The 18,901-nt window shown below is 62.0% G+C and carries 21 protein-coding genes; 14 read left to right on the top strand and 7 right to left on the bottom strand.

Going from position 1 to position 18,901, the window contains the following annotated elements:
* Window positions 1-109: 109 nt before the first annotated feature.
* The 4 genes from AC54AF_RS17460 to AC54AF_RS17445 all read right to left on the bottom strand — a co-directional run bounded on the left by AC54AF_RS17460 (window position 110) and on the right by AC54AF_RS17445 (window position 3,127).
* On the bottom strand, window positions 110-454 hold the full coding sequence (locus AC54AF_RS17460) for a DUF1840 family protein (RefSeq protein ID WP_131688672.1): 345 nt from the start codon (window positions 452-454) through the stop codon (window positions 110-112).
* A 180-nt stretch (window positions 455-634) separates the two neighbouring features.
* On the bottom strand, window positions 635-1,180 hold the full coding sequence (locus AC54AF_RS17455) for a hypothetical protein (RefSeq protein ID WP_496637551.1): 546 nt from the start codon (window positions 1,178-1,180) through the stop codon (window positions 635-637).
* 64 nt (window positions 1,181-1,244) lie between these two features.
* Window positions 1,245-2,765, bottom strand: a complete 1,521-nt coding sequence (locus AC54AF_RS17450) for a YifB family Mg chelatase-like AAA ATPase (protein ID WP_496637550.1) — start codon at window positions 2,763-2,765, stop codon at window positions 1,245-1,247.
* A gap of 113 nt (window positions 2,766-2,878) precedes the next feature.
* The gene (locus AC54AF_RS17445) at window positions 2,879-3,127 is read right to left on the bottom strand and encodes an accessory factor UbiK family protein (RefSeq protein ID WP_496637549.1); all 249 of its coding nucleotides are present in this window, start codon (window positions 3,125-3,127) and stop codon (window positions 2,879-2,881) included.
* A 269-nt stretch (window positions 3,128-3,396) separates the two neighbouring features.
* On the opposite strand from AC54AF_RS17445, the gene AC54AF_RS17440 reads away from it, so the two are divergent.
* From AC54AF_RS17440 to AC54AF_RS17380, 13 genes are all read left to right on the top strand, one after another.
* Window positions 3,397-4,164: a TorF family putative porin gene (locus tag AC54AF_RS17440; protein WP_496637548.1), complete on the top strand. Its 768-nt coding sequence runs from the start codon at window positions 3,397-3,399 to the stop codon at window positions 4,162-4,164.
* 11 nt (window positions 4,165-4,175) lie between these two features.
* Complete coding sequence (locus AC54AF_RS17435) at window positions 4,176-4,514, top strand: P-II family nitrogen regulator (RefSeq protein ID WP_010393464.1); 339 nt, start codon at window positions 4,176-4,178, stop codon at window positions 4,512-4,514.
* Between the two features lie 11 nt (window positions 4,515-4,525).
* Window positions 4,526-6,058 (top strand): ammonium transporter, encoded by a 1,533-nt coding sequence (locus tag AC54AF_RS17430; RefSeq protein WP_496637547.1) that lies wholly within the window; start codon window positions 4,526-4,528, stop codon window positions 6,056-6,058.
* Between the two features lie 204 nt (window positions 6,059-6,262).
* Complete coding sequence (gene gshA / locus AC54AF_RS17425) at window positions 6,263-7,561, top strand: glutamate--cysteine ligase (protein ID WP_092803594.1); 1,299 nt, start codon at window positions 6,263-6,265, stop codon at window positions 7,559-7,561.
* A gap of 97 nt (window positions 7,562-7,658) precedes the next feature.
* On the top strand, window positions 7,659-8,615 hold the full coding sequence (gene gshB / locus AC54AF_RS17420; protein WP_496637546.1) for a glutathione synthase: 957 nt from the start codon (window positions 7,659-7,661) through the stop codon (window positions 8,613-8,615).
* Between the two features lie 14 nt (window positions 8,616-8,629).
* A complete protein-coding gene (locus AC54AF_RS17415) occupies window positions 8,630-9,034 on the top strand; it encodes a PTS sugar transporter subunit IIA (RefSeq protein ID WP_035824452.1) in 405 nt (134 codons plus the stop codon).
* A 92-nt stretch (window positions 9,035-9,126) separates the two neighbouring features.
* Window positions 9,127-9,396 (top strand): HPr family phosphocarrier protein, encoded by a 270-nt coding sequence (locus AC54AF_RS17410; protein ID WP_099380004.1) that lies wholly within the window; start codon window positions 9,127-9,129, stop codon window positions 9,394-9,396.
* 44 nt (window positions 9,397-9,440) lie between these two features.
* On the top strand, window positions 9,441-11,183 hold the full coding sequence (gene ptsP / locus AC54AF_RS17405; RefSeq protein ID WP_496637545.1) for a phosphoenolpyruvate--protein phosphotransferase: 1,743 nt from the start codon (window positions 9,441-9,443) through the stop codon (window positions 11,181-11,183).
* A gap of 134 nt (window positions 11,184-11,317) precedes the next feature.
* Window positions 11,318-12,517 (top strand): homoserine O-succinyltransferase MetX, encoded by a 1,200-nt coding sequence (gene metX, locus AC54AF_RS17400; RefSeq protein ID WP_131688679.1) that lies wholly within the window; start codon window positions 11,318-11,320, stop codon window positions 12,515-12,517.
* On the top strand, window positions 12,514-13,125 hold the full coding sequence (metW, locus tag AC54AF_RS17395; RefSeq protein WP_070222822.1) for a methionine biosynthesis protein MetW: 612 nt from the start codon (window positions 12,514-12,516) through the stop codon (window positions 13,123-13,125). The genes metX and metW overlap by 4 nt, the downstream gene beginning before the upstream one ends.
* On the top strand, window positions 13,125-14,384 hold the full coding sequence (locus AC54AF_RS17390) for an AmpG family muropeptide MFS transporter (protein WP_496637544.1): 1,260 nt from the start codon (window positions 13,125-13,127) through the stop codon (window positions 14,382-14,384). The genes metW and AC54AF_RS17390 overlap by 1 nt, the downstream gene beginning before the upstream one ends.
* Window positions 14,365-15,267 (top strand): M48 family metalloprotease, encoded by a 903-nt coding sequence (locus AC54AF_RS17385; protein WP_131688681.1) that lies wholly within the window; start codon window positions 14,365-14,367, stop codon window positions 15,265-15,267. The genes AC54AF_RS17390 and AC54AF_RS17385 overlap by 20 nt, the downstream gene beginning before the upstream one ends.
* 1 nt (window position 15,268) lies before the next feature.
* On the top strand, window positions 15,269-16,171 hold the full coding sequence (locus AC54AF_RS17380; protein ID WP_496637543.1) for a pseudouridine synthase: 903 nt from the start codon (window positions 15,269-15,271) through the stop codon (window positions 16,169-16,171).
* A 99-nt stretch (window positions 16,172-16,270) separates the two neighbouring features.
* Here the strand turns inward: AC54AF_RS17380 and AC54AF_RS17375 are convergent, their stop codons facing one another.
* On the bottom strand, window positions 16,271-17,047 hold the full coding sequence (locus AC54AF_RS17375; RefSeq protein WP_131688683.1) for an exodeoxyribonuclease III: 777 nt from the start codon (window positions 17,045-17,047) through the stop codon (window positions 16,271-16,273).
* 109 nt (window positions 17,048-17,156) lie between these two features.
* Here AC54AF_RS17375 and pyrE point away from each other — a divergent pair, with 109 nt between their 5' ends.
* Window positions 17,157-17,819, top strand: a complete 663-nt coding sequence (pyrE, locus tag AC54AF_RS17370) for an orotate phosphoribosyltransferase (protein ID WP_071079536.1) — start codon at window positions 17,157-17,159, stop codon at window positions 17,817-17,819.
* A gap of 70 nt (window positions 17,820-17,889) precedes the next feature.
* On the opposite strand, the gene AC54AF_RS17365 is transcribed toward pyrE, so the two are convergent.
* Together AC54AF_RS17365 and AC54AF_RS17360 are read right to left on the bottom strand one after the other, a co-directional pair.
* The gene (locus AC54AF_RS17365) at window positions 17,890-18,135 is read right to left on the bottom strand and encodes a GNAT family N-acetyltransferase (protein ID WP_496637553.1); all 246 of its coding nucleotides are present in this window, start codon (window positions 18,133-18,135) and stop codon (window positions 17,890-17,892) included.
* Window positions 18,135-18,878 (bottom strand): sulfite exporter TauE/SafE family protein, encoded by a 744-nt coding sequence (locus AC54AF_RS17360; protein WP_496637542.1) that lies wholly within the window; start codon window positions 18,876-18,878, stop codon window positions 18,135-18,137. The genes AC54AF_RS17365 and AC54AF_RS17360 overlap by 1 nt, the downstream gene beginning before the upstream one ends.
* Between the last annotated feature and the right edge of the window lie 23 nt (window positions 18,879-18,901).

Here is an 18,901-nt window from a genome sequence, read left to right as displayed (position 1 = left end):
CGCCGATGATAGTGCTGCAACCAGTGTGAAAGTAGGTTATCGTCAGGCTTGTTATATAAAAAAACCCCGCTAGATACGGGGTTTTTTTTCGTCTGCAGCATTCATTTGACTAGATGCCCCAGGTGATGCTTTCATTTTCCGCCTTGGCCGCGCGCAGCATCTCCATCAACGGATAGGCGCGCTGCGAAAAATGCACTTTTTGTGCGCGCGCATGGGTACCCGTCTCGCCATCTTCCAAGGTTTCCGGCGTATGCGCATCGTGTTCGATGTCATTTTCCGGATGCAGTTTGCTTTCTGCGACTTCTTTTTCCAGCAAGGCCAGGGCATCGCCCGCTTCCGCTGGGGTGATGACGCCGCGCGTGGGGTTCTTGTGCAGGATGTCGAGGATGCGCTGGGCATGTTCCTGGTACATCAGCACTTCAGGGGAAGATTTGGATTTAAATGAGATCAACATAAGCGCTTTCTGAAACTTGTTGTTAGTGTCGAAACAATATCACGACTTGAAATGTCGCACAGGCCGTCCGATTGCCCGGATTGCACATTTGCAAGCCGGTTACGGCCATCTGTTGGACAACGCACGCATTTACAAGGGCTTGCTGACCGTGAAAACACCTATTTAAGCGATCGTTAAGTCTCAATCCAGTTTTACCGAGTCCATGAAGGTGTCGATGGTGTCACGCGACAGCTTGCTTTCTTCCCCAAGAATGATGATCTGGAAGATGCGTTTGTCCTGCGCCACAAAACGCCCGACCAGCAAGACGGGCTTGCCTTGCTGCGTGCCCGCTGCTTCGATGCTCAGCGAGCTGCGTTGATGGCTGCCTGCCGCCGTGCTGCTGGCCGCCGAGGCCAGCTTTTCGCTGCGCACGGTGCCATTGATATTTTTCAACAGTGCCGTCTGCATGGCGGGCAGGGCTGCTTGTGCCTGTTCCGCACTGTCGAGCACGGCGCTGCCGATGGCGAAGGTAGCGCCGTCGACCTCGCTGGCCGTCATGGTCAGGCTGATTTCCTTGCCATCGAGATCGATCTCGCGCGTCAGCACGGCCGGCTTGCCTGGAAACAAGGCCGTAAACTGGGCATCGGGGCTGCGATAGTCGCGCCAGTCGAATTTCGGACTGCAGGCGGACAGGATGCTGGCAGCCGCGAGCGTCGCCAGGAAGAGGGCAAGTGATGGTTTTTTCATCAGCAGATGGTAGCAGCGCCGCGAATCACGCGCAATCGCGCACGCGTGGCGCTCACTGGCCGCCTTATATTTCGCGCAGCACGCGCCGGTACTGGATCGCTTCGGCGACATGCGGCGGCGTGATGGCGGCGCTGTCCGCCAGATCCGCGATGCTGCGCGCCACGCGCAGTACCCGGTGGTAGGTGCGCGCCGACCAGTGCAATCGCGTCATGGCGCCATGCAACAACTGTTCGCCGTGTGGCTCCAGGCGACAATGCTGTTCGATTTCCATGTTGCTCAGGCGCTGGTTGGACTTTCCCTGGCGTGCCAGCTGCAAGGCAAAGGCTGCCGCTACCCGGGTGGCGATGGCTTGTGTACTTTCGCCAGCGCCTGCACGTCGCCCCAGCGCCGCCGGCGGCATGGCGGCCACTTCAATCTGCAGGTCGATACGGTCGAGCAGCGGGCCGGACAGGCGATTGTGATAGCGCAGCACGGCGTCCGGTGTGCAACGGCAACGGCCGGAAACGTGCCCCAGATAGCCGCACGGGCAGGGATTCATGGCGGCGATCAACTGAAAGCGGGCAGGAAACTCGGCCTGGCGGGCCGCGCGTGAAATGCTGATGACGCCCGATTCCATGGGTTGGCGCAGCACATCGAGCACCCGGCGCTGGAATTCGGCGATTTCGTCGAGAAACAGCACGCCGCAGTGGGCCAGCGATATTTCTCCCGGGCGCGGCACGTTGCCGCCGCCCACCAGGGCCACGCCGGACGCTGTCTGGTGCGGGGCGCGATAGGGGCGGCGTTTCCAGTGTTCCACCTTGAAGTGGCCACCCAAGGAATGCACGGCAGCCGATTCCAGCGCCTCTTCATCGCTCATGGGCGGCAGCACGCCGGGGAAGCGGCTGGCCAGCATGGTCTTGCCCGCGCCCGGCGGTCCCACCATCAAGACGTTGTGACCGCCCGCGGCCGCCACTTCCAGTGCCCGCCGCGCCTGCTGCTGCCCTTGCACGTCGGCAAAGTCGGGATAGGGAAAAGCGTGCGCTGCCAGCACGGGCTGGTGACGTTGCAGGGCAGTGTGGCTGGCGCGCGCGGCAAAATGCGCGCAGACCTCGAGCAAGCTGTGGGCGGGATAGATGCAGGCATCGCTGACGAGAGCGGCCTCGTCCGCGTTCGCCTGCGGCAGGATGAAGGCGCGTGGCGCGCCCGACTGGCTGCGCTGCATGGCAAAGGTCATGGCCAGGGCGCCGCGGATGGGGCGCAACTGGCCTGACAGCGACAGTTCGCCCGCGAATTCATAGTGGTGTAATTGGTCGCCCGGCAACTGGCCGGAGGCGGCGAGTATGCCCAGCGCAATGGGCAGGTCGAAGCGGCCAGATTCTTTGGGCAAGTCTGCCGGCGCCAGATTGGCCGTGATGCGCCGCGCCGGCATCTCAAAGCCGCAGTTTTGCAGCGCGGCACGAACGCGGTCGCGCGATTCCTTCACTTCCGTATCCGGCAGGCCGACAATCGTAAACGAGGGCAAGCCATTGGCAAGGTGGACTTCGACACTTACCTCGGGCGCCTCCATGCCGGCCAGGGCGCGGCTTTTCAGGACGGCCAGGCTCATCAGAATCCCCTGTAGCGCGGGCGCGCGCAGGATCAGTCTAGCGCTTGAACAGGAATGAGGCTTGAGGTATGCCAGCAAGGCCGCCGATGACGGCGCCCTGCCTGCACAGCGGTTCAGGCTGTTGGATCGTTCAGGCGCGTTTCCAGTTCGATCAGGCGCAATTCCAGTGCGTCCAGCTTGGCGCGGGTCTTGGCCAGCACTTGCGCCTGGATATCGAATTCCTCGCGCGTGACGAGGTCCAGGCGGGCGAAGCCCTGGGTCATCATCGATTTCACGTTTTTCTCGATATCCTTGGCAGGCGAGTTTTCGATGGCTTGATGGATCTTGCCTTGCAAGTCGTTAAAGAAGGTATTCATGTCCATGGTCAGTCCTTTTATGGTGCGGCCTGTGCATCGCACCATTGCGGTGCACAGCGGCGTTAATCTGGTGCGAAACTGGGCGGTTCATCCTGCTTTGGCAGCCCATACCCGCATGTCCACAGGCTTGCAGGGTATGTGTGGCCGGAAACGCCCCTGTCAAGGTGGCAAGAGAGCTGGCACGTATTCTGCTAAAGAAGGTATGAACGCTTTGTGATCTCCAGCCAAGATTTTAAACCTCAACCGCTTTAAAAGTTCAATAAAAGGGAATCGCCATGAAGAATCTGTCCAAGAACATGACTTTAGCTGCAGCGTTGACGCTGGCCATGACCGCCTTGTGCGGCAGCGCCATGGCCCAGGATGCAGTGGCGGCGCCTGCTGCGGCCGAAGCCGTACCTGATAACGTGGTGAGCTACAACGTGGCGCTGACCAGCGATTACCGTTACCGCGGTATCTCGCAAAGCCGCTTGAAACCGGCCATCAGCGGCGGTGCCGACTATACCCATAACCCGACGGGCCTGTATGTGGGCACCTGGCTGTCGAGCATCAAATGGATCAAGGACGGTGGCGGCGATACGAATCTGGAATGGGATATCTACGGCGGCAAACGGGGCGAGATCAGCAAGGATTTTACCTATGACGTGGGCGGCCTGTACTATTTCTATCCATCGAATGGACTGAGCACCAATGCGAACACCTTCGAGCTGTACGGCCAGCTCGGTTATGGCCCGCTGTACATCAAGTACTCGCACTCGACCACCAATCTGTTCGGCGTTGCCGACAGCAAGAACAGCGGCTACCTCGACGTGGGCGGCAACTTCGACCTGATCGACGGCTACATCATGAACGTGCACGTGGGGCGCCAGAAGGTCGAGCACAACGACGCCCTCAGCTACAACGATGTCAAGATCGGCGTGACCAAGGACTTCGGCATGGCCACCGTTTCCCTGGCTGCGGTCAAGGCCAACATCACGTCGCTGGCACCGAATGGCAAGAATCTGGCGAAATCCGGTCTCGTGCTGACCGTATCCAAAACCTTTTAAGCGAGACTGCCATGAAAATGATTACTGCAATCATTAAACCGTTCAAACTGGACGAAGTACGCGAAGCCTTGTCGGCTATCAATGTGCAAGGCATTACCGTCACCGAAGTGAAGGGTTTCGGCCGCCAGAAAGGACACACGGAACTCTACCGTGGTGCCGAGTATGTCGTCGATTTCTTGCCAAAGACCAAGATTGAAGCGGCCGTTGATGACGCCATTGTCGACCAGGCCATCGAAGCGATCGAAGGTGCCGCGCGTACCGGTAAAATCGGTGATGGCAAGATTTTCGTCTACAACCTGGAACAGGTCATCCGCATCCGTACCGGTGAAACCGGCAACGAAGCGCTCTAAGGGGAATATTGATGCAAAAAAATATAACAAAATTGCTCGCCGGGATAGCCTGCCTGTGCGCGTTTGGCCTTGCCTCGCCGAGCTTTGCCGATGCGCCCGCCAAGACGGAGGCGGCCACGACCACGGCCGTTGCCGCTCCCGCCGTGACGCCGGTGCCTGATGCAGCAGCACCGGCGGCTGTCGCTCCGGCCGCTGCAGCACCAGCCGCTGCCCCTGTCGCCAACAAGGGCGACACCAGTTTCATGATGATCAGCACCTTGCTGGTGATCCTGATGACGATCCCCGGCCTGGCCCTGTTCTACGGTGGCCTGGTGCGCTCGAAAAACATGCTGTCGGTGCTGATGCAAGTGTTCATGGTGTTCGCGCTGGTCATCGTGCTGTGGTGTATCTACGGTTACTCGATCGCCTTCACGGAAAAAACCGCCTTCTTCGGTGGCTTCGACCGCCTGTTCCTGAATGGTATCTGGGACCCGGCCAAAGGCACGTTTGCCGCCGCCGCCACCTTCAGCAAGGGCGTCGTCATTCCCGAGTTCGTCTTTGTCGCGTTCCAGGGCACGTTTGCCGCCATCACCTGCGCGCTGATCGTCGGCGCCTTTGCCGAGCGCGCCAAATTTTCCGCCGTGCTGGCCTTCGTCGTACTGTGGTTCACGTTCGCCTACCTGCCAGCGGCCCACATGGTCTGGTTCTGGACGGGACCTGACCTGATCACCAGCGCCGCCACCTCGGCCAGCGAAGCCCTGAAGGCAGGCTGGATCTGGCAAAAAGGCGCGCTGGACTTTGCCGGCGGCACCGTGGTGCACATCAACGCCGCTGTCGCCGGCCTGGTGGGCGCCATCATGATCGGCAAGCGCGTCGGCTACGGCCGTGAGTCGATGGCGCCGCATTCGCTGACGATGACCATGATAGGCGCATCCTTGCTGTGGGTGGGCTGGTTCGGTTTCAATGCCGGTTCCTCGCTGGAAGCGGGCGACGTGGCTGCCCTGGCCTTCGTCAATACCTTGCTGGCAACGGCTGCCGCCACCCTGTCGTGGGTGTTTGGCGAGTGGATCAGCAAAGGCAAGCCATCGATGCTCGGTGGCGCGTCTGGCGCCGTGGCCGGCCTGGTGGCGATCACTCCGGCGGCCGGCTTTGTCGGCCCGATGGGCGGCCTGGTCATCGGCTTGCTGGCCGGTGTCGTCTGCCTGTGGGGCGTGAATGGCCTGAAACGCCTGATCGGCGCCGACGATTCGCTCGACGTGTTCGGCGTGCATGGCGTGGGCGGTATCCTCGGTGCCTTGCTGACGGGTGTGTTTGCTGCGCCACAACTGGGCGGCCAGGGCGTTTTCGACTATGTGACCAACAAGATGTCGGCGGATCCGTATTCGATCGGCCACCAGGTGTGGGTGCAGGCGCAAGCGGTCGGCACCACCATCCTCTGGTCTGCCATCGTCTCCGTCACCGCCTATAAACTGGTCGACATCGTCATCGGCTTGCGCGTACCGGAAGAAGAGGAGCGCGAAGGCCTCGATATCACCAGCCACGGCGAGCAGGCGTATCATGGCTAAATAGCAATTATCTGGCATGCCAGCGCCCCGGCGCGGCATGTCCGGCTGGAAAAGGCATCTCATCGAGGTGCTTTTTTTTCGTTGTGGGAATGTAAAAGGTCTTTAAAACAAGGCTTTTGCCCCGATTTGGGGTACTTACACGGTAATATAGTCGGCAGTTCTGTGTGCTTTTTTGAATACTGCACATAATTTAAGGATGTAACTATGGTTCCCCATCTCGTCACGGCCCTGACCGGACCGCTGCTCGACCTCGAAAAAAAGATTCTGGCCGCGACGCCGGCCATTGAGCGCTGGTTTCGCATGGAGTGGCAAGAGCACACGCCGCCCTTCTATTGCTCGGTAGACTTGCGTAATGCCGGCTACAAGCTGGCGCCCGTCGATACCAATCTGTTTCCTGGCGGTTTCCATAACCTGGCCACGGAAATGCTGCCCTTGTCCGTGCAGGCGGCCATGGCCGCCATCGACAAGTATTGCCCGGACGCCCGCAACCTGCTGATCGTGCCGGAATTGCACAACACCACGCCGCAGTACCTGCAGAACGTGGCGCGATTGATGCAAATCTTCCGCCAGACGGGGCTGCACGTGCGCTTCGGCTCCTGGTCGCCCGAGATCACTCAGCCGACACCCTTGGCGTTGCCAGATGGCAACATGCTCGTCATCGAGCCGCTCGTGCGCCTGAACAATGGCCGCCGCCTGGGCTTGAAGGATTTCGACCCGTGCACGATTCTGCTGAATAACGACTTGTCGGACGGCATCCCCGATATCTTGCAAAATATTCATGAGCAAAGCCTGCTGCCGCCCTTGCATGCGGGCTGGGCCTTGCGCCGCAAGAGCAACCACTACACGGCTTACGATGAAGTGGTGAAAAAATTCGGCAAGATGATCGATGTCGATCCGTGGATGCTCAATCCTTTCCACGCCAAGTGCAGCGACGTGAATTTCCAGGAAGGCGAGGGCGAAGATGCGCTGGCCGCCAGCGTCGATGTGCTGCTGGCCAAGATCCGCAAGAAATACAAGGAATACGGCATCAAGGAAAAGCCGTTCGTCATCGTCAAGCCCGATGCGGGCACGTATGGCACGGGCATCATGACGGTGCGCGACGCCAGCGAAGTGCGCGACTTGTCGCGTAAGCAGCGCGACAAGATGTCCATCGTCAAGGACGGTAAAGTCGTCACCGACGTGATCATCCAGGAAGGCGTGCCGACCTTTGAAAGCATCAAGGATGCCGTGGCCGAACCGGTCGTCTACATGATCGACCGCTACGTGGTGGGCGGTTTTTACCGCGTGCACGCGGAGCGTGGCGTGGACCAGAACCTGAACGCGCCCGGCTCGCAATACGTGCCGCTGGCATTTGCCCAGCAGCATGCCGTGCCGGACTTGAAGGCCAAGCCGGGCACGGCCGCGCCGAACCGCTTCTATGTGTATGGCGTGGTGGCGCGCCTGGCCTTGCTGGCCGCGTCGCTGGAAATGGAGCGCACGGACCCGAATCCCGAGGTGTACTGATCCCTCCCTGCAGCTTGCCGGGCGCGGCGACTACCGCGCCTGGCGATCTCGGCTAGAATCAAGCATTCCTTATCCAGGCTCCCCGATTGGACGCACCATGAAAATTGCATTCCTTGCCGACCCGCTGGCAGGCTTCAAGACTTACAAAGATTCCACCTTCGCCATGATGCGCGAGGCGGCCAAACGCGGCCATGCCGTGTATGCCTTCGAACAAAAGGACATGGCGCTGGAAGAGGGCATCGTTACGGCACTGGTCAAACACATCGAGCTGACGGGCGACGAACACGACTGGTACAAGGTGGTCTCCACCGAAGAAGTGCGCCTGTCGACCCTGGACGCCATCATCGAGCGCAAGGATCCGCCGTTCGACATGGAATATGTGTACGGCACGTATTTGCTGGAACTGGCGGAAAAGCAGGGCGCCTGCGTCTTCAACAAGCCGTCCGCCATCCGCGACAACAATGAAAAGCTGGCCATTGCCCAGTTTTCCGAATTCACCTCGCCGACCCTGGTGACGTCGAACGAAGCACGCCTGCGCGCCTTCCACGCCAAGCACCAGGACGTCATCTTCAAGCCGCTCGACGGCATGGGTGGCACGGGCATCTTCCGCGTCAAGGCCGATGGCCTGAACCTGGGTGCCATCATCGAGACCTTGAGCGAGAACGGCGCGCAAACCATCATGGCGCAGCGGTTTATCGCCGACATCGTCAAGGGCGACAAGCGCATCCTCGTCATCGGCGGCAAGCCGGTGCCGTTTTCGCTGGCGCGCATCCCGCAGGCGGGCGAAGTACGGGGCAACCTGGCCGCCGGCGGCACGGGCGTGGCGCAGCCATTGACGGCGCGCGACCTGGAAATCGCTGAAAAGCTGGGCCCGATCCTGGCCGCGCGTGGCCTGATGCTGGTAGGATTGGACGTGATCGGCGACTATCTGACGGAAGTCAACGTCACCAGCCCGACCTGCTTCCAGGAAATCATGCAGCAGACGGGTTTTGACGTGGCCGCCATGTTTGTCGACGCCGTCGAGCAGGGCGTTGCGCAAACGCAGCAGCGCTAAAAGGTGAAATGACTATGGTAGGGATTTTGCTCATGACACATGCACCGCTGGGACAGGCATTCATCGCCGCTTGCGCGCATGTGTTTCGGGGGCCAACGGAACGTTTTGAAGCCATCGACGTCGTCGCCGACCAGGATCTGGCGGAAGTGCAAAAGCTGGCGTCGGACGCCATCTGCCGCCTCGACGACGGCTCCGGCGTGCTGGTGATTACCGACGTGAAGGGCGGCACGCCGTCGAACTGCTGCAACAAGCTGGCCGATGCAGGCCGGGTGGAAGTCATCGCCGGCATCAGCCTGCCGATGCTGCTGCGCGCCATCACGTATCGCCGCGACACGCTCGACGTGGTGGTGGAGATGGCGCTGGCCGGTGCGCAAAGCGGCGCCGTGCGCGTCGATAACCGCATTCGCGTGGGCGAGTAAAGAGTGACATGGCCGCCGCCCTGAAGGCGGCGGGTTTTATAGGCAAGGGCTGGCAATAATGCAGTGCATTCAGGGATAGAGACCATACAAAAATGATTCAAAGAGAACTCGAAATCATCAACAAGCTGGGACTGCACGCACGCGCCTCCGCCAAATTTACCCAGCTCGCAGCCAAGTTCAAGAGCGACGTCTGGCTGACCCGCAACGCGCGCCGCATCAACGCCAAGTCCATCATGGGTGTGATGATGCTGGCCGCCGGCAAGGGCGCGAAAGTGACCCTGGAAGCCGAGGGCGATGATGAGCTGGCATGTGTCGATGCCCTCACCGCCCTGATTAATGACAGGTTTGGCGAAGGCGAGTAATGCCCGCCGAACGCAGCCGCAGCCGCATTCCGACAGGTCATCCCATGGCATCTTTCACGCTCCACGGCATCCCGGTTTCCCGCGGCATCGCCATTGGCCGCGCGCACCTGCTGGCGCCGGCCGCCCTTGACGTCAAACATTACCTGGTCGCCCAGGAACAGATCGAAGCCGAAGTCCAGCGTTTGCAAAACGCCATCGCCGCCGTCCACAAGGAACTGCAAACCCTGTGGAACGAGTTGCCGAAAGACGCGCCCACGGAACTGGGCGCCTTCATCGACGTGCACGCGCTGATCCTGTCCGATCCGATGATTTCCGAAGCGCCGCTCGACATCATCCGCTCGCGCCACTACAACGCCGAATGGGCGCTGCTGACGCAGATCGATGAATTGTCGGCCCAGTTCGACGAAATCGAAGACCCGTACCTGCGCGAACGCAAGGCCGACATCCAGCAGGTGGCCGAACGCGTCTTGAAAGTCTTGCTGGGCACCGAGCAGCTGTTGCCCAAGGCCGCCGCCGAAGATGAATTGATGGCGCAGATGATCGTCGTCGCCCACGACATCTCGCCGGCCGACATGCTGCAGTTCCGCGACCGTTCCTTCATCGGCTTCATCACCGATGTGGGCGGGCAGAACTCGCACACGGCCATCGTCGCGCGCAGCCTGGATATTCCGGCTGCCGTGGGCATGTCGCAGGCGTCGATGCTGATCGAGCAGGACGACTGGCTGATCATCGACGGCGATGCAGGCGTGGTGATCGCCAACCCCAGCGCCCTGGTGCTGGAACAGTACCGCGAGCGTCAGGTGGCCATGCAGCGCGCGCGCAAAAAGCTGGGCAAGCTGAAAAAGACGCCGGCCGTGACCAAATGCGGCACGCCCATCACCCTGCTGGCGAATATCGAGTTGCCCGAGGATTGCGCGTTTGCGCTGGAATCGGGCGCCAGCGGCGTGGGCCTGTTCCGCTCCGAATTCCTGTTCATGGGCCGCGCCCACAAGATACCCACCGAGGACGAGCAATTCGAGGCTTACCGCAACACGGTGCAGTCGATGAAAGGGCGCGTCGTGACCATCCGCACGCTCGACATCGGCGCCGACAAGCCGCTCGACCAGTCCGACCATACAGCCTTGAATCCCGCCCTGGGCTTGCGCGCCATCCGCTACTGCCTGGCCGAGCCGCAATTGTTCCTGACGCAGCTGCGGGCGATTTTGCGTGCCTCGGCCTTCGGCAAGGTGCGCATCCTGATTCCGATGCTGGCGCATGCCTTCGAGATCGACCAGTCGCTGGCCATGATAGAGCAAGCGAAGGCCAGCCTGCGCGAGGAAGGCGTCAAGTTCGACGACGCCGTCGAAGTGGGCGCCATGATCGAGATCCCGGCCGCCGCGCTGGCCTTGCCCATGTTCGTCAAGCGCATGGATTTCCTGTCGATCGGCACGAATGATCTGATCCAGTACACCTTGGCCATCGACCGCGTCGACTACGAAGTGGCGCATTTGTACAATCCTCTGCATCCGGCCGTGCTGCAGCTGATCTCCATGACGATCGCCGCCGGCCACAAGGCGGGCATCGACGTGGCCGTCTGCGGCGAGATGGCGGGCGACGTGAAGCTCACGCGCTTGCTGCTGGGCATGGGCTTGCGCGAGTTTTCCATGCACCCGGCCCAGCTGTTAGCGGTCAAGCAAGAGATACTCAACAGCGATCTGGGTCTGATTGCACCACAAATGCGCAAAATTATGCGTTCCATGGAACCAAATGTGATCGCGGAAGCCGTCCGGCAACTGCAGCTCATGTAAACTGTCACCCTATCGGCATCAGGACACATCGCGCGCGGCAAGAGGGTTCCTGATGCTAAAGTTGCAGCACCTATCATCGCGGTGCTGCATCGACCATGGCCCGTGGGGCCACCCCTTTTTATAAACCGACACACATGTCATCCATTGGAATCGTTTCGCCGCAAACCATGTATTTTGCGCAACCCCTGCAGCTGCAAAGCGGAGCATCGCTGCGGGACTATATGTTGATGTATGAAACCTACGGCACCCTGAACGCCGACAAATCGAACGCAGTGCTGGTCTGCCATGCCCTGAACGCCTCGCACCACGTGGCCGGCGTCTACGCGGACGAACCGAAAAGCACGGGCTGGTGGGACAATATGGTCGGTCCCGGCAAGCCGCTCGACACCGACAAATTCTTCGTCATCGGCGTCAACAACCTGGGCTCCTGCTTCGGTTCGACGGGCCCCATGCACACCAATCCCGCCACCGGCAAGCCGTATGGCGCTTCTTTCCCCGTCGTGACGGTGGAAGACTGGGTCAGCGCGCAGGCGCGCCTGGCCGATGAACTGGGCATCACCCAGTTCGCCGCCGTGATGGGCGGCTCCCTGGGCGGCATGCAGGCGCTGGCGTGGAGCATCATGTTCCCCGAGCGGCTGCGCCACTGCGTGGTGATCGCCTCGACGGCCAAGCTGTCGGCGCAGAACATCGCCTTCAACGACGTGGCGCGCCAGGCCATCCTGTCCGACCCCGATTACCATGGCGGCGACTTCTATGCACACGGCGTGGTGCCGAAGAACGGCTTGCGCGTGGCGCGCATGGTGGGGCACATCACCTATCTGTCGAATGACGACATGGCTGAAAAATTCGGCCGCAAGCTGCGCGATGCGGCGCAGACGGGCGACTACAAATTCGGCTTCGGCATCGACTTCGAGATCGAATCGTATTTGCGCTACCAGGGCGACAAGTTCTCCGAATACTTCGACGCCAACACGTATCTCTTGATCACCAAAGCGCTCGATTATTTCGATCCGGCGCGCGCGCATGGCGGCGACCTGGCCAAGGCCCTGTCGGGCACGAAGGCCAAGTTCTTCCTCGCCTCGTTTTCCACCGACTGGCGTTTCTCGCCCGAGCGCAGCCGCGAAATCGTCGAAGCGCTGGTATGCAACCGCCGCCAGGTCACGTATGCGGAAATCGACGCGCCGCACGGCCACGACGCCTTCCTGCTGGAAGATGCGCGCTACATGAACATGGTGCGCGCCTATTATGGCCAGGTATGGAACGATATCGGGGCGGGCTTGCCCGCTCCAGCACAGCACACCGCCGTCCGCCAGGGCGCCAAGGAGACCGCATGACTTTTGACGAATTGAGCGCGCTGCGCCCCGACCTGGCCTTCATCGCCCACTGGGTGCCGAACAACGCGCACGTACTGGACGTGGGTTGCGGCGAAGGCGTGATGCTGCAGTATCTGCAAAGCGACAAGGAATGCAGCGGCTATGGCATCGAGATCGCCGACGACAAGGTGCTGGCCAGCACCCTGCGCGGCGTGAACGTGATCCAGCAGGATATGGAAAAGGGCCTGGCCATCTTTGGCGACAACAGCTTCGACACGGTGCTGTGCCTGTCGTCCTTGCAGATGATGAAGCAGGTCGAGCCGCTGCTGCGCGACATCGTGCGCGTGGGCGCCGAAGCCATCGTCTCCTTCCCCAACTTCGCCTACTGGCCGCACCGCGTGGCGCTGCTGAAAGGGCGCATGCCCGTGTCGAAATCGCTGCCTTACCAGTGGTACGACACCCCCAACGTGCGCTGCGCCACCATCAACGACTTCCGCGAACTGGCCGAGGAATGTGGCCTGGAAGTGATCGAGTGCGTGGCCCTGGCCGAGGGCAAGATGGTCTCCGTGCTGCCGAACCTGCGCGGTGACCTGGCCGTCTTCCGCCTGCGTAAAAAAGCGGTGCATTGATGACCACAAGCCCGGCGCCTGGCTGGCGCTCCTATGCCAATGGCCGCATGCTGACCGTGCTGGTGCTGGGCTTCAGTTCCGGACTGCCCCTGTTCATCCTGCTGTACCTGCTGCAGGCATGGCTGGCCAAGTCGGGCCTGAACGTCAAGGCGCTGGGGCTGTTCGCCCTGGTGCAGTTCCCGTACATCTGGAAATTCCTGTGGGCGCCCCTGATGGACCGCTACCGCATCCTGGGCCTGGGACGCCGGCGCGGCTGGATGGCCTTGACGCAAGTGGCGCTGTTCTTTGCCATCGGCGGCATGGGCATGCTGGACCCGCTCACGCAGATCGGCCTGATCGCGTTTGCTGCCGGTGGCGTGGCCTTTCTGTCGGCCAGCCAGGATATCGTCATCGACGCCTACCGGCGCGAAATCCTCAGCGATAACGAGCAGGGCCTGGGCGCCGCCGTCATCGTCAACGCGTACAAAGTGGCGGGCATGGTGCCGGGCGCGCTGTCGCTGATCCTGGCCGACCGCATGCCGTGGCAGCCCGTGTTCTGGATCACGGCCGCCTTCATGCTGCCGGGGTTTGTGTGCACCTTGCTGATCAGGGAGCCGACCGTCTACGGCTCGCCGCCGAAGACCATGCGCGAAGCGATCATCTTGCCGTTCCAGGAATTCATCGCGCGCGATGGTTGGCGTAACGCAATGTGGATCCTCGCCTTCGTATTACTCTACAAAATCGGCGACAGCATGGCCACGGCGCTGGCGACGAAGTTTTATCTGGACCTGGGATTTTCCATGACGCAGATCGGCCTGGCCGCCAACACCACGGGTTTCTGGGCCAGCCTGGCCGGCGGCGTGGTGGGCGGCATATGGATGCTCAAGCTGGGCATCAACCGGGGCCTGTGGGTGTTCGGCGCGCTGCAGGCGATCGCGATTCTGGGATTCGCCTGGCTGGCGCAGGTGGGGCCGAACACCATGCTGCTCAGCGCCGTGATCGGTTTTGAAGCTTTCGCCAGCCTGGGCCTGGGTGCGGCCGCCTTTGTCGCCTTCCTGTCGCGCACCACGGACCCGCGCTACACGGCCACGCAATATGCCTTGTTTTCCAGCCTGAGCGCCGTGCCGCGCACCCTGATCAATGCCTCGGTGGGCTTTCTGGTCGCCGAGCTGGGCTGGTTCTCGTTTTTCATCGTTTGCTTCTTCCTGGCCTTCCCGGCCATGATGATGCTGCCTAAAATCGCTCCATGGAGGTCTGCCAATGGCACCAATATCCCTTAAACGTTACACCATCCTGGCCAGCCTGTGCGCGGCCACCGCGCTGGCGCCGCTGTCCGTCTTCGCCCAGCAGGCGACGGTACAGGACGGCATCAAGGTGCGTCCTTTGTCGACTTCGCGCATCTTCGCCGGCGGCGCCGATTTCAATGCACAATCGAAGCAGCAATATACGCAGCTGGTCAACGAGGCGAAGGAAAAAAATGCGCTGGTGCCGGACAGCGATCCGCAAGTGAAGCGGCTGCGCGCCATCGCCCAGCGCATCATCCCGTTCGCCACGCGCTGGAACGAGGCGGCGGCCAGCTGGAACTGGCAGGTCAACCTGCTCAACTCGGACGAGGTCAACGCCTTTTGCATGCCGGGCGGGCAGATCGCTTTCTACAGCGGCATCATCACCAAGCTGAACCTGACCGACGATGAAGTGGCGGTCGTCATGGGACATGAAATTTCGCACGCCTTGCGCGAACACTCGCAGGCGCAGGCGGGCAAGGGCAACCTGGCGGCCGTGGGGGCCAAGCTGGCCGGCGCCGGCCTGTCGGCCTGGCTCGGCGTCGATCCGAGCATCACCAGCACCGCCACGAATATGGCGGCGCAGGGTGTGATGCTGAAGTTCTCGCGCGACGATGAGCGCGAAGCGGACCTGATCGGCATGGACCTGGCCGCGCGCGCCGGTTTCGATCCGCGCGCCGGCGTGGTGCTGTGGCAGAAAATGGCCGCCGTGAGCGCGGGCGCGCCGCCGGAATTCCTCTCGACTCACCCGTCGGGCAAGGACCGCATCTCGCAGATGAACAGCCACATGACGCAAGTGCTGCCCCTGTACGCGCGCAGCAAGGGCGTCAGCGTGGACGCCTTGCCGCCGTACCGCAGCAACGCCATTGCCAAGCGCTAGGATGTCGTCCCGTCGTGGCCCCGCGCCGCTGCCCATGCGCGACGGCGTGGCGCCCAGCTACCTGTGGCTGCCGGAAGGGCGGTGGCCGGACATGCTGTCGTTTCTGCTCGATCGCTATCCGCAGATCAGCGCCGCGCAATGGCAGGACCGCATGGCGCGCGGCGAAGTGGTCAGCGGCGACGGCGCCGTGCTGGCGCCCGACAGCGCATACCGGCGCGGCATGCGCATTTTTTACTACCGCGAGCTGGAACGCGAAACGCCGATCCCGTTTCAGGAAGAGATCCTGTTCCAGGACGACCACCTGGTGGTGGTCGACAAGCCGCACTTCTTGCCCATGACGCCGGGCGGGCGCTTCGTGCAGGAGACCCTGCTGACGCGCCTGAAGAAAAAGCTGGATTGCGCCGAGCTGACGCCGATTCACCGCCTCGACCGCGAGACGGCCGGCGTGGTGATTTTTTCGCGCCAGGTGGCCAGCCGTGGCGCCTATCAGTCGCTGTTCCAGCGCCGCGAAGTGCGCAAGACGTACGAGGCGCTGGCGCCGCGCCTGGCTGGCCGCGATTTTCCGTTTACCTATCGCAGCCGCATGGTCGAGGGCGCGCAGTTTTTCCTCATGCGCGAGGAAGCGGGGGAGCCGAATTCGGAAACCACCCTCGACGTGATCGAAGAACGCGGCGACATGTGCCTGTACCGGCTGCAGCCGCACACGGGCCGCAAGCACCAGCTGCGCGTGCACCTGGCCGCGCTGGGCATCCCCATTGTCAACGATGCGTTTTACCCCGTGGCCCAGCCGTGCAAGGAAGACGACATGTCGCACCCGCTGCAGTTGCTGGCGCGCGCCATCGATTTCACGGACCCGTTGAGCGGCGCGCCGCGCCACTTCGAAAGCCGGCGCGTGCTGGCGTAACCCGACACCCCCATTGGCGTGTCAACCATGTTGTCGGCAGATCAGGCGTAGGTCGGCTTAGCGCAGCGTAAGCCGACACCACCGCCGACGTGTCAAAGATCAGCCTTTGAGCGTGTAATCGATGATCAGGGGCGCATGGTCGGAGAACCGCTCGTCCTTGTAGACGCTGACCGTGTGCGCCTGGGCCGCGATGCCTGGCGTGGCGACGTGGTAGTCGATGCGCCAGCCCACGTTCTTCGCGTAGGCTTGCCCGCGGTTGCTCCACCACGTGTACTGGTCTTCGCGCTTGTCCAGGCCGCGGTGCACGTCGACGAAACCCACTTCGTCGAAGACGCGCGTCAGCCACGCGCGCTCTTCCGGCAGGAAGCCGGAATTCTTCTTGTTGCCCTTCCAGTTCTTCAGGTCGATTTCGTGGTGGGCGATGTTCCAGTCGCCGCAGATGACCACTTCGCGCCCCAGCGCCTTCAATGTCAGCAGGTGCGGCAGGAACAGTTCCATGAAGCGGAACTTGGCTTCCTGGCGTTCCGGGCCGGACGAACCGGACGGGCAGTACACGGAAATGACGGACAGATTGCCAAAATCACAGCGCACGTAGCGGCCTTCGGCATCGAATTCGGGGCTGCCGAAGCCGATATGCACGGCGTCTGGTTCGACCTTGCTGTACACGCCCGTGCCGGAATAGCCTTTTTTCTCGGCGTAGTGGAAATGGCCATGGTAGCCGTGCGGGTTGAGGAATTCAGGCGTCATGTCGGGCAGCTGCGCCTTCAATTCCTGCACGCAGATGAAATCGGCCGTCTGCGTGCCCATCCAGTTGAAAAAGCCTTTTTTGGCGGCGGAGCGGATGCCGTTCAGGTTGGCGGAGATAATTTTTGGCATAGATTGAGAATGAAAAGGGCGCTGGACGGGGCCGGCGGGCGCGGCATGGCGATTGTCTCGCCGCTGCGCGCGGATTAAAATACAGGCACTTTTAAAAAATGAGGCTAATGTGAATAATTTACGCCAGCAGTTTATCGCGTTTTCAGTATCCAAGGGAGTCTTGCGGTTCGGCGAGTTCACCACCAAGGCCGGGCGCCAGTCACCATATTTCTTCAATGCGGGCCTGTTCCACGACGGCGCCACCCTGGCCGAGCTGGCGCAGTTCTATGCGCAGACCCTGCTCGACTCGGGCGTGGAATTCGACATGCTGTTCGGTCCCGCCTACAAGGGCATCACCCTGGCGTCGGCCACCGCCGTGGCGCTGGCCGGCAAGGGCCGCAACACCTCGTTCGCCTTCAACCGCAAGGAAGCCAAGGACCATGGCGAAGGCGGCACCATCGTCGGCGCCAAGCTGCATGGCAAAGTCGTCATCATTGACGATGTGATCTCGGCCGGCACCTCGGTGCGCGAATCGGTGGACATGATCCGCGCCGCCGGCGCCGAGCCATGCGCCGTGCTGATCGCGCTGGACCGCATGGAGCGCTCCGGCCCGGACGGCCAGCTGTCGCCAAGTTCGGCGGTGCAGGAAGTATCGAAACAGTACGGCATCCCCGTCATCTCGATCGGCAACCTGGATGACTTGTTCGGCTACCTGAATGGCGCGGGCGCCGATCCGGAACTGCTCAAGCATAAGGAAGCCGTCTCCGCGTATCGCGCCAAGTATGGCATTTAAAGCGCCCATGGCGGCGTTGCGGCGCGTTGCCGCACTAGCGTGCTGTCTGCCGCGCCTTGCCCTGAGCACTTTAAATCGTTTTGTCTTCCAGCAGCGCCCGCAGCCGCGGGTCGCTGCAGGCGGTGGCAGCTTGCGGGTGGCATTGCAACAGCTGCCGCAACAGCGCGCCGCCGATGCCGCGCCGGCGGAACGGCGGTTTCACGAACAGCATGTTCACCGTCACCCCGTTCGCGCACTTGCTGATGTCGAGCATGGCCACCTGCTGGCCGTCGACCCACGCACACAGCGCACTGTCTCCTTGCCAGTCTATCCGCATCACGCCAGCCATGGTTTGACCGCCGCATGCAGGCCCAGGGCAAACAGCCCGGCAAAAAAGCATCGCTTGAATACTGGCTGCGCGATGCGCCCGCGCAGCCATTGACCGGCCAGCATGCCGGCCAGCGCCGGCAGCAGCGCATACGCGGAAGCGCCGGCCGCACCGAGACTGAAGTCGCCGTGCAGGGCCAGGCTGGCCGCCAGCGCCACGGTCGACGCGGTAAACGCCAGTCCCAGCGCCTGCACCAGCGCATCGCGCGCCAATCCCAATCCCTGCAGATACGGCACGGCAGGGATCACGAACACGCCCGTGGCGGCCGTCACCAGCCCTGTCACCGCGCCCGCCACGGGCCCCAGCCACGCTTCGTGCCGCGCCGGCACGCGCAACTGCAGCGAGAACAGGCCCGCCAGCGCATACAGCATCAGCGCCACGCCCAGCGCGACGACGGCCCAGGTCTCGCTATCCTTCGGCAGCAGGGCGCCACCCGCCAGGGTACCGGCCATGACGGCCGCCAGCATGGGCCATAAACGCTGCAGCAGGGCGCGCAGGCCTGGGCCGGCTGCCAGCTGCCACACGTTCGTCGCCATCGATGGCACGATCAAGAGGGCGGCTGCCTGCACGGGCGGCATGACCAGGCTGAGCGTGCCCATGGCCACCGTCGGCAAGCCCAGTCCGACTACGCCCTTGACGAAGCCAGCGACGAGGAAGCTGGCGCCGACGGCCAGCAGGAATGACGTCTCCATCTTTTTCATCCAGAATGATTTTG

The organism is Janthinobacterium sp. JF4 (genome assembly GCF_059617925.1).
Note: the sequence above shows the minus strand (reverse complement) of the source record. Positions and strands in the feature narration are given on the sequence as shown.

Bases quoted from the DNA above. Each gene is read 5' to 3' on its own strand.
- AC54AF_RS17460 (WP_131688672.1), bottom strand. From the start codon at position 454: ATGTTGATCTCATTTAAATCCAAATCTTCCCCTGAAGTGCTGATGTAC.
- AC54AF_RS17455 (WP_496637551.1), bottom strand. From the start codon at position 1,180: ATGAAAAAACCATCACTTGCCCTCTTCCTGGCGACGCTCGCGGCTGCC.
- AC54AF_RS17450 (WP_496637550.1), bottom strand. From the start codon at position 2,765: ATGAGCCTGGCCGTCCTGAAAAGCCGCGCCCTGGCCGGCATGGAGGCG.
- AC54AF_RS17445 (WP_496637549.1), bottom strand. From the start codon at position 3,127: ATGGACATGAATACCTTCTTTAACGACTTGCAAGGCAAGATCCATCAA.
- AC54AF_RS17440 (WP_496637548.1), top strand. From the start codon at position 3,397: ATGAAGAATCTGTCCAAGAACATGACTTTAGCTGCAGCGTTGACGCTG.
- AC54AF_RS17435 (WP_010393464.1), top strand. From the start codon at position 4,176: ATGAAAATGATTACTGCAATCATTAAACCGTTCAAACTGGACGAAGTA.
- AC54AF_RS17430 (WP_496637547.1), top strand. From the start codon at position 4,526: ATGCAAAAAAATATAACAAAATTGCTCGCCGGGATAGCCTGCCTGTGC.
- gshA (WP_092803594.1), top strand. From the start codon at position 6,263: ATGGTTCCCCATCTCGTCACGGCCCTGACCGGACCGCTGCTCGACCTC.
- gshB (WP_496637546.1), top strand. From the start codon at position 7,659: ATGAAAATTGCATTCCTTGCCGACCCGCTGGCAGGCTTCAAGACTTAC.
- AC54AF_RS17415 (WP_035824452.1), top strand. From the start codon at position 8,630: ATGGTAGGGATTTTGCTCATGACACATGCACCGCTGGGACAGGCATTC.
- AC54AF_RS17410 (WP_099380004.1), top strand. From the start codon at position 9,127: ATGATTCAAAGAGAACTCGAAATCATCAACAAGCTGGGACTGCACGCA.
- ptsP (WP_496637545.1), top strand. From the start codon at position 9,441: ATGGCATCTTTCACGCTCCACGGCATCCCGGTTTCCCGCGGCATCGCC.
- metX (WP_131688679.1), top strand. From the start codon at position 11,318: ATGTCATCCATTGGAATCGTTTCGCCGCAAACCATGTATTTTGCGCAA.
- metW (WP_070222822.1), top strand. From the start codon at position 12,514: ATGACTTTTGACGAATTGAGCGCGCTGCGCCCCGACCTGGCCTTCATC.
- AC54AF_RS17390 (WP_496637544.1), top strand. From the start codon at position 13,125: ATGACCACAAGCCCGGCGCCTGGCTGGCGCTCCTATGCCAATGGCCGC.
- AC54AF_RS17385 (WP_131688681.1), top strand. From the start codon at position 14,365: ATGGCACCAATATCCCTTAAACGTTACACCATCCTGGCCAGCCTGTGC.
- AC54AF_RS17380 (WP_496637543.1), top strand. From the start codon at position 15,269: ATGTCGTCCCGTCGTGGCCCCGCGCCGCTGCCCATGCGCGACGGCGTG.
- AC54AF_RS17375 (WP_131688683.1), bottom strand. From the start codon at position 17,047: ATGCCAAAAATTATCTCCGCCAACCTGAACGGCATCCGCTCCGCCGCC.
- AC54AF_RS17365 (WP_496637553.1), bottom strand. From the start codon at position 18,135: ATGCGGATAGACTGGCAAGGAGACAGTGCGCTGTGTGCGTGGGTCGAC.
- AC54AF_RS17360 (WP_496637542.1), bottom strand. From the start codon at position 18,878: ATGGAGACGTCATTCCTGCTGGCCGTCGGCGCCAGCTTCCTCGTCGCT.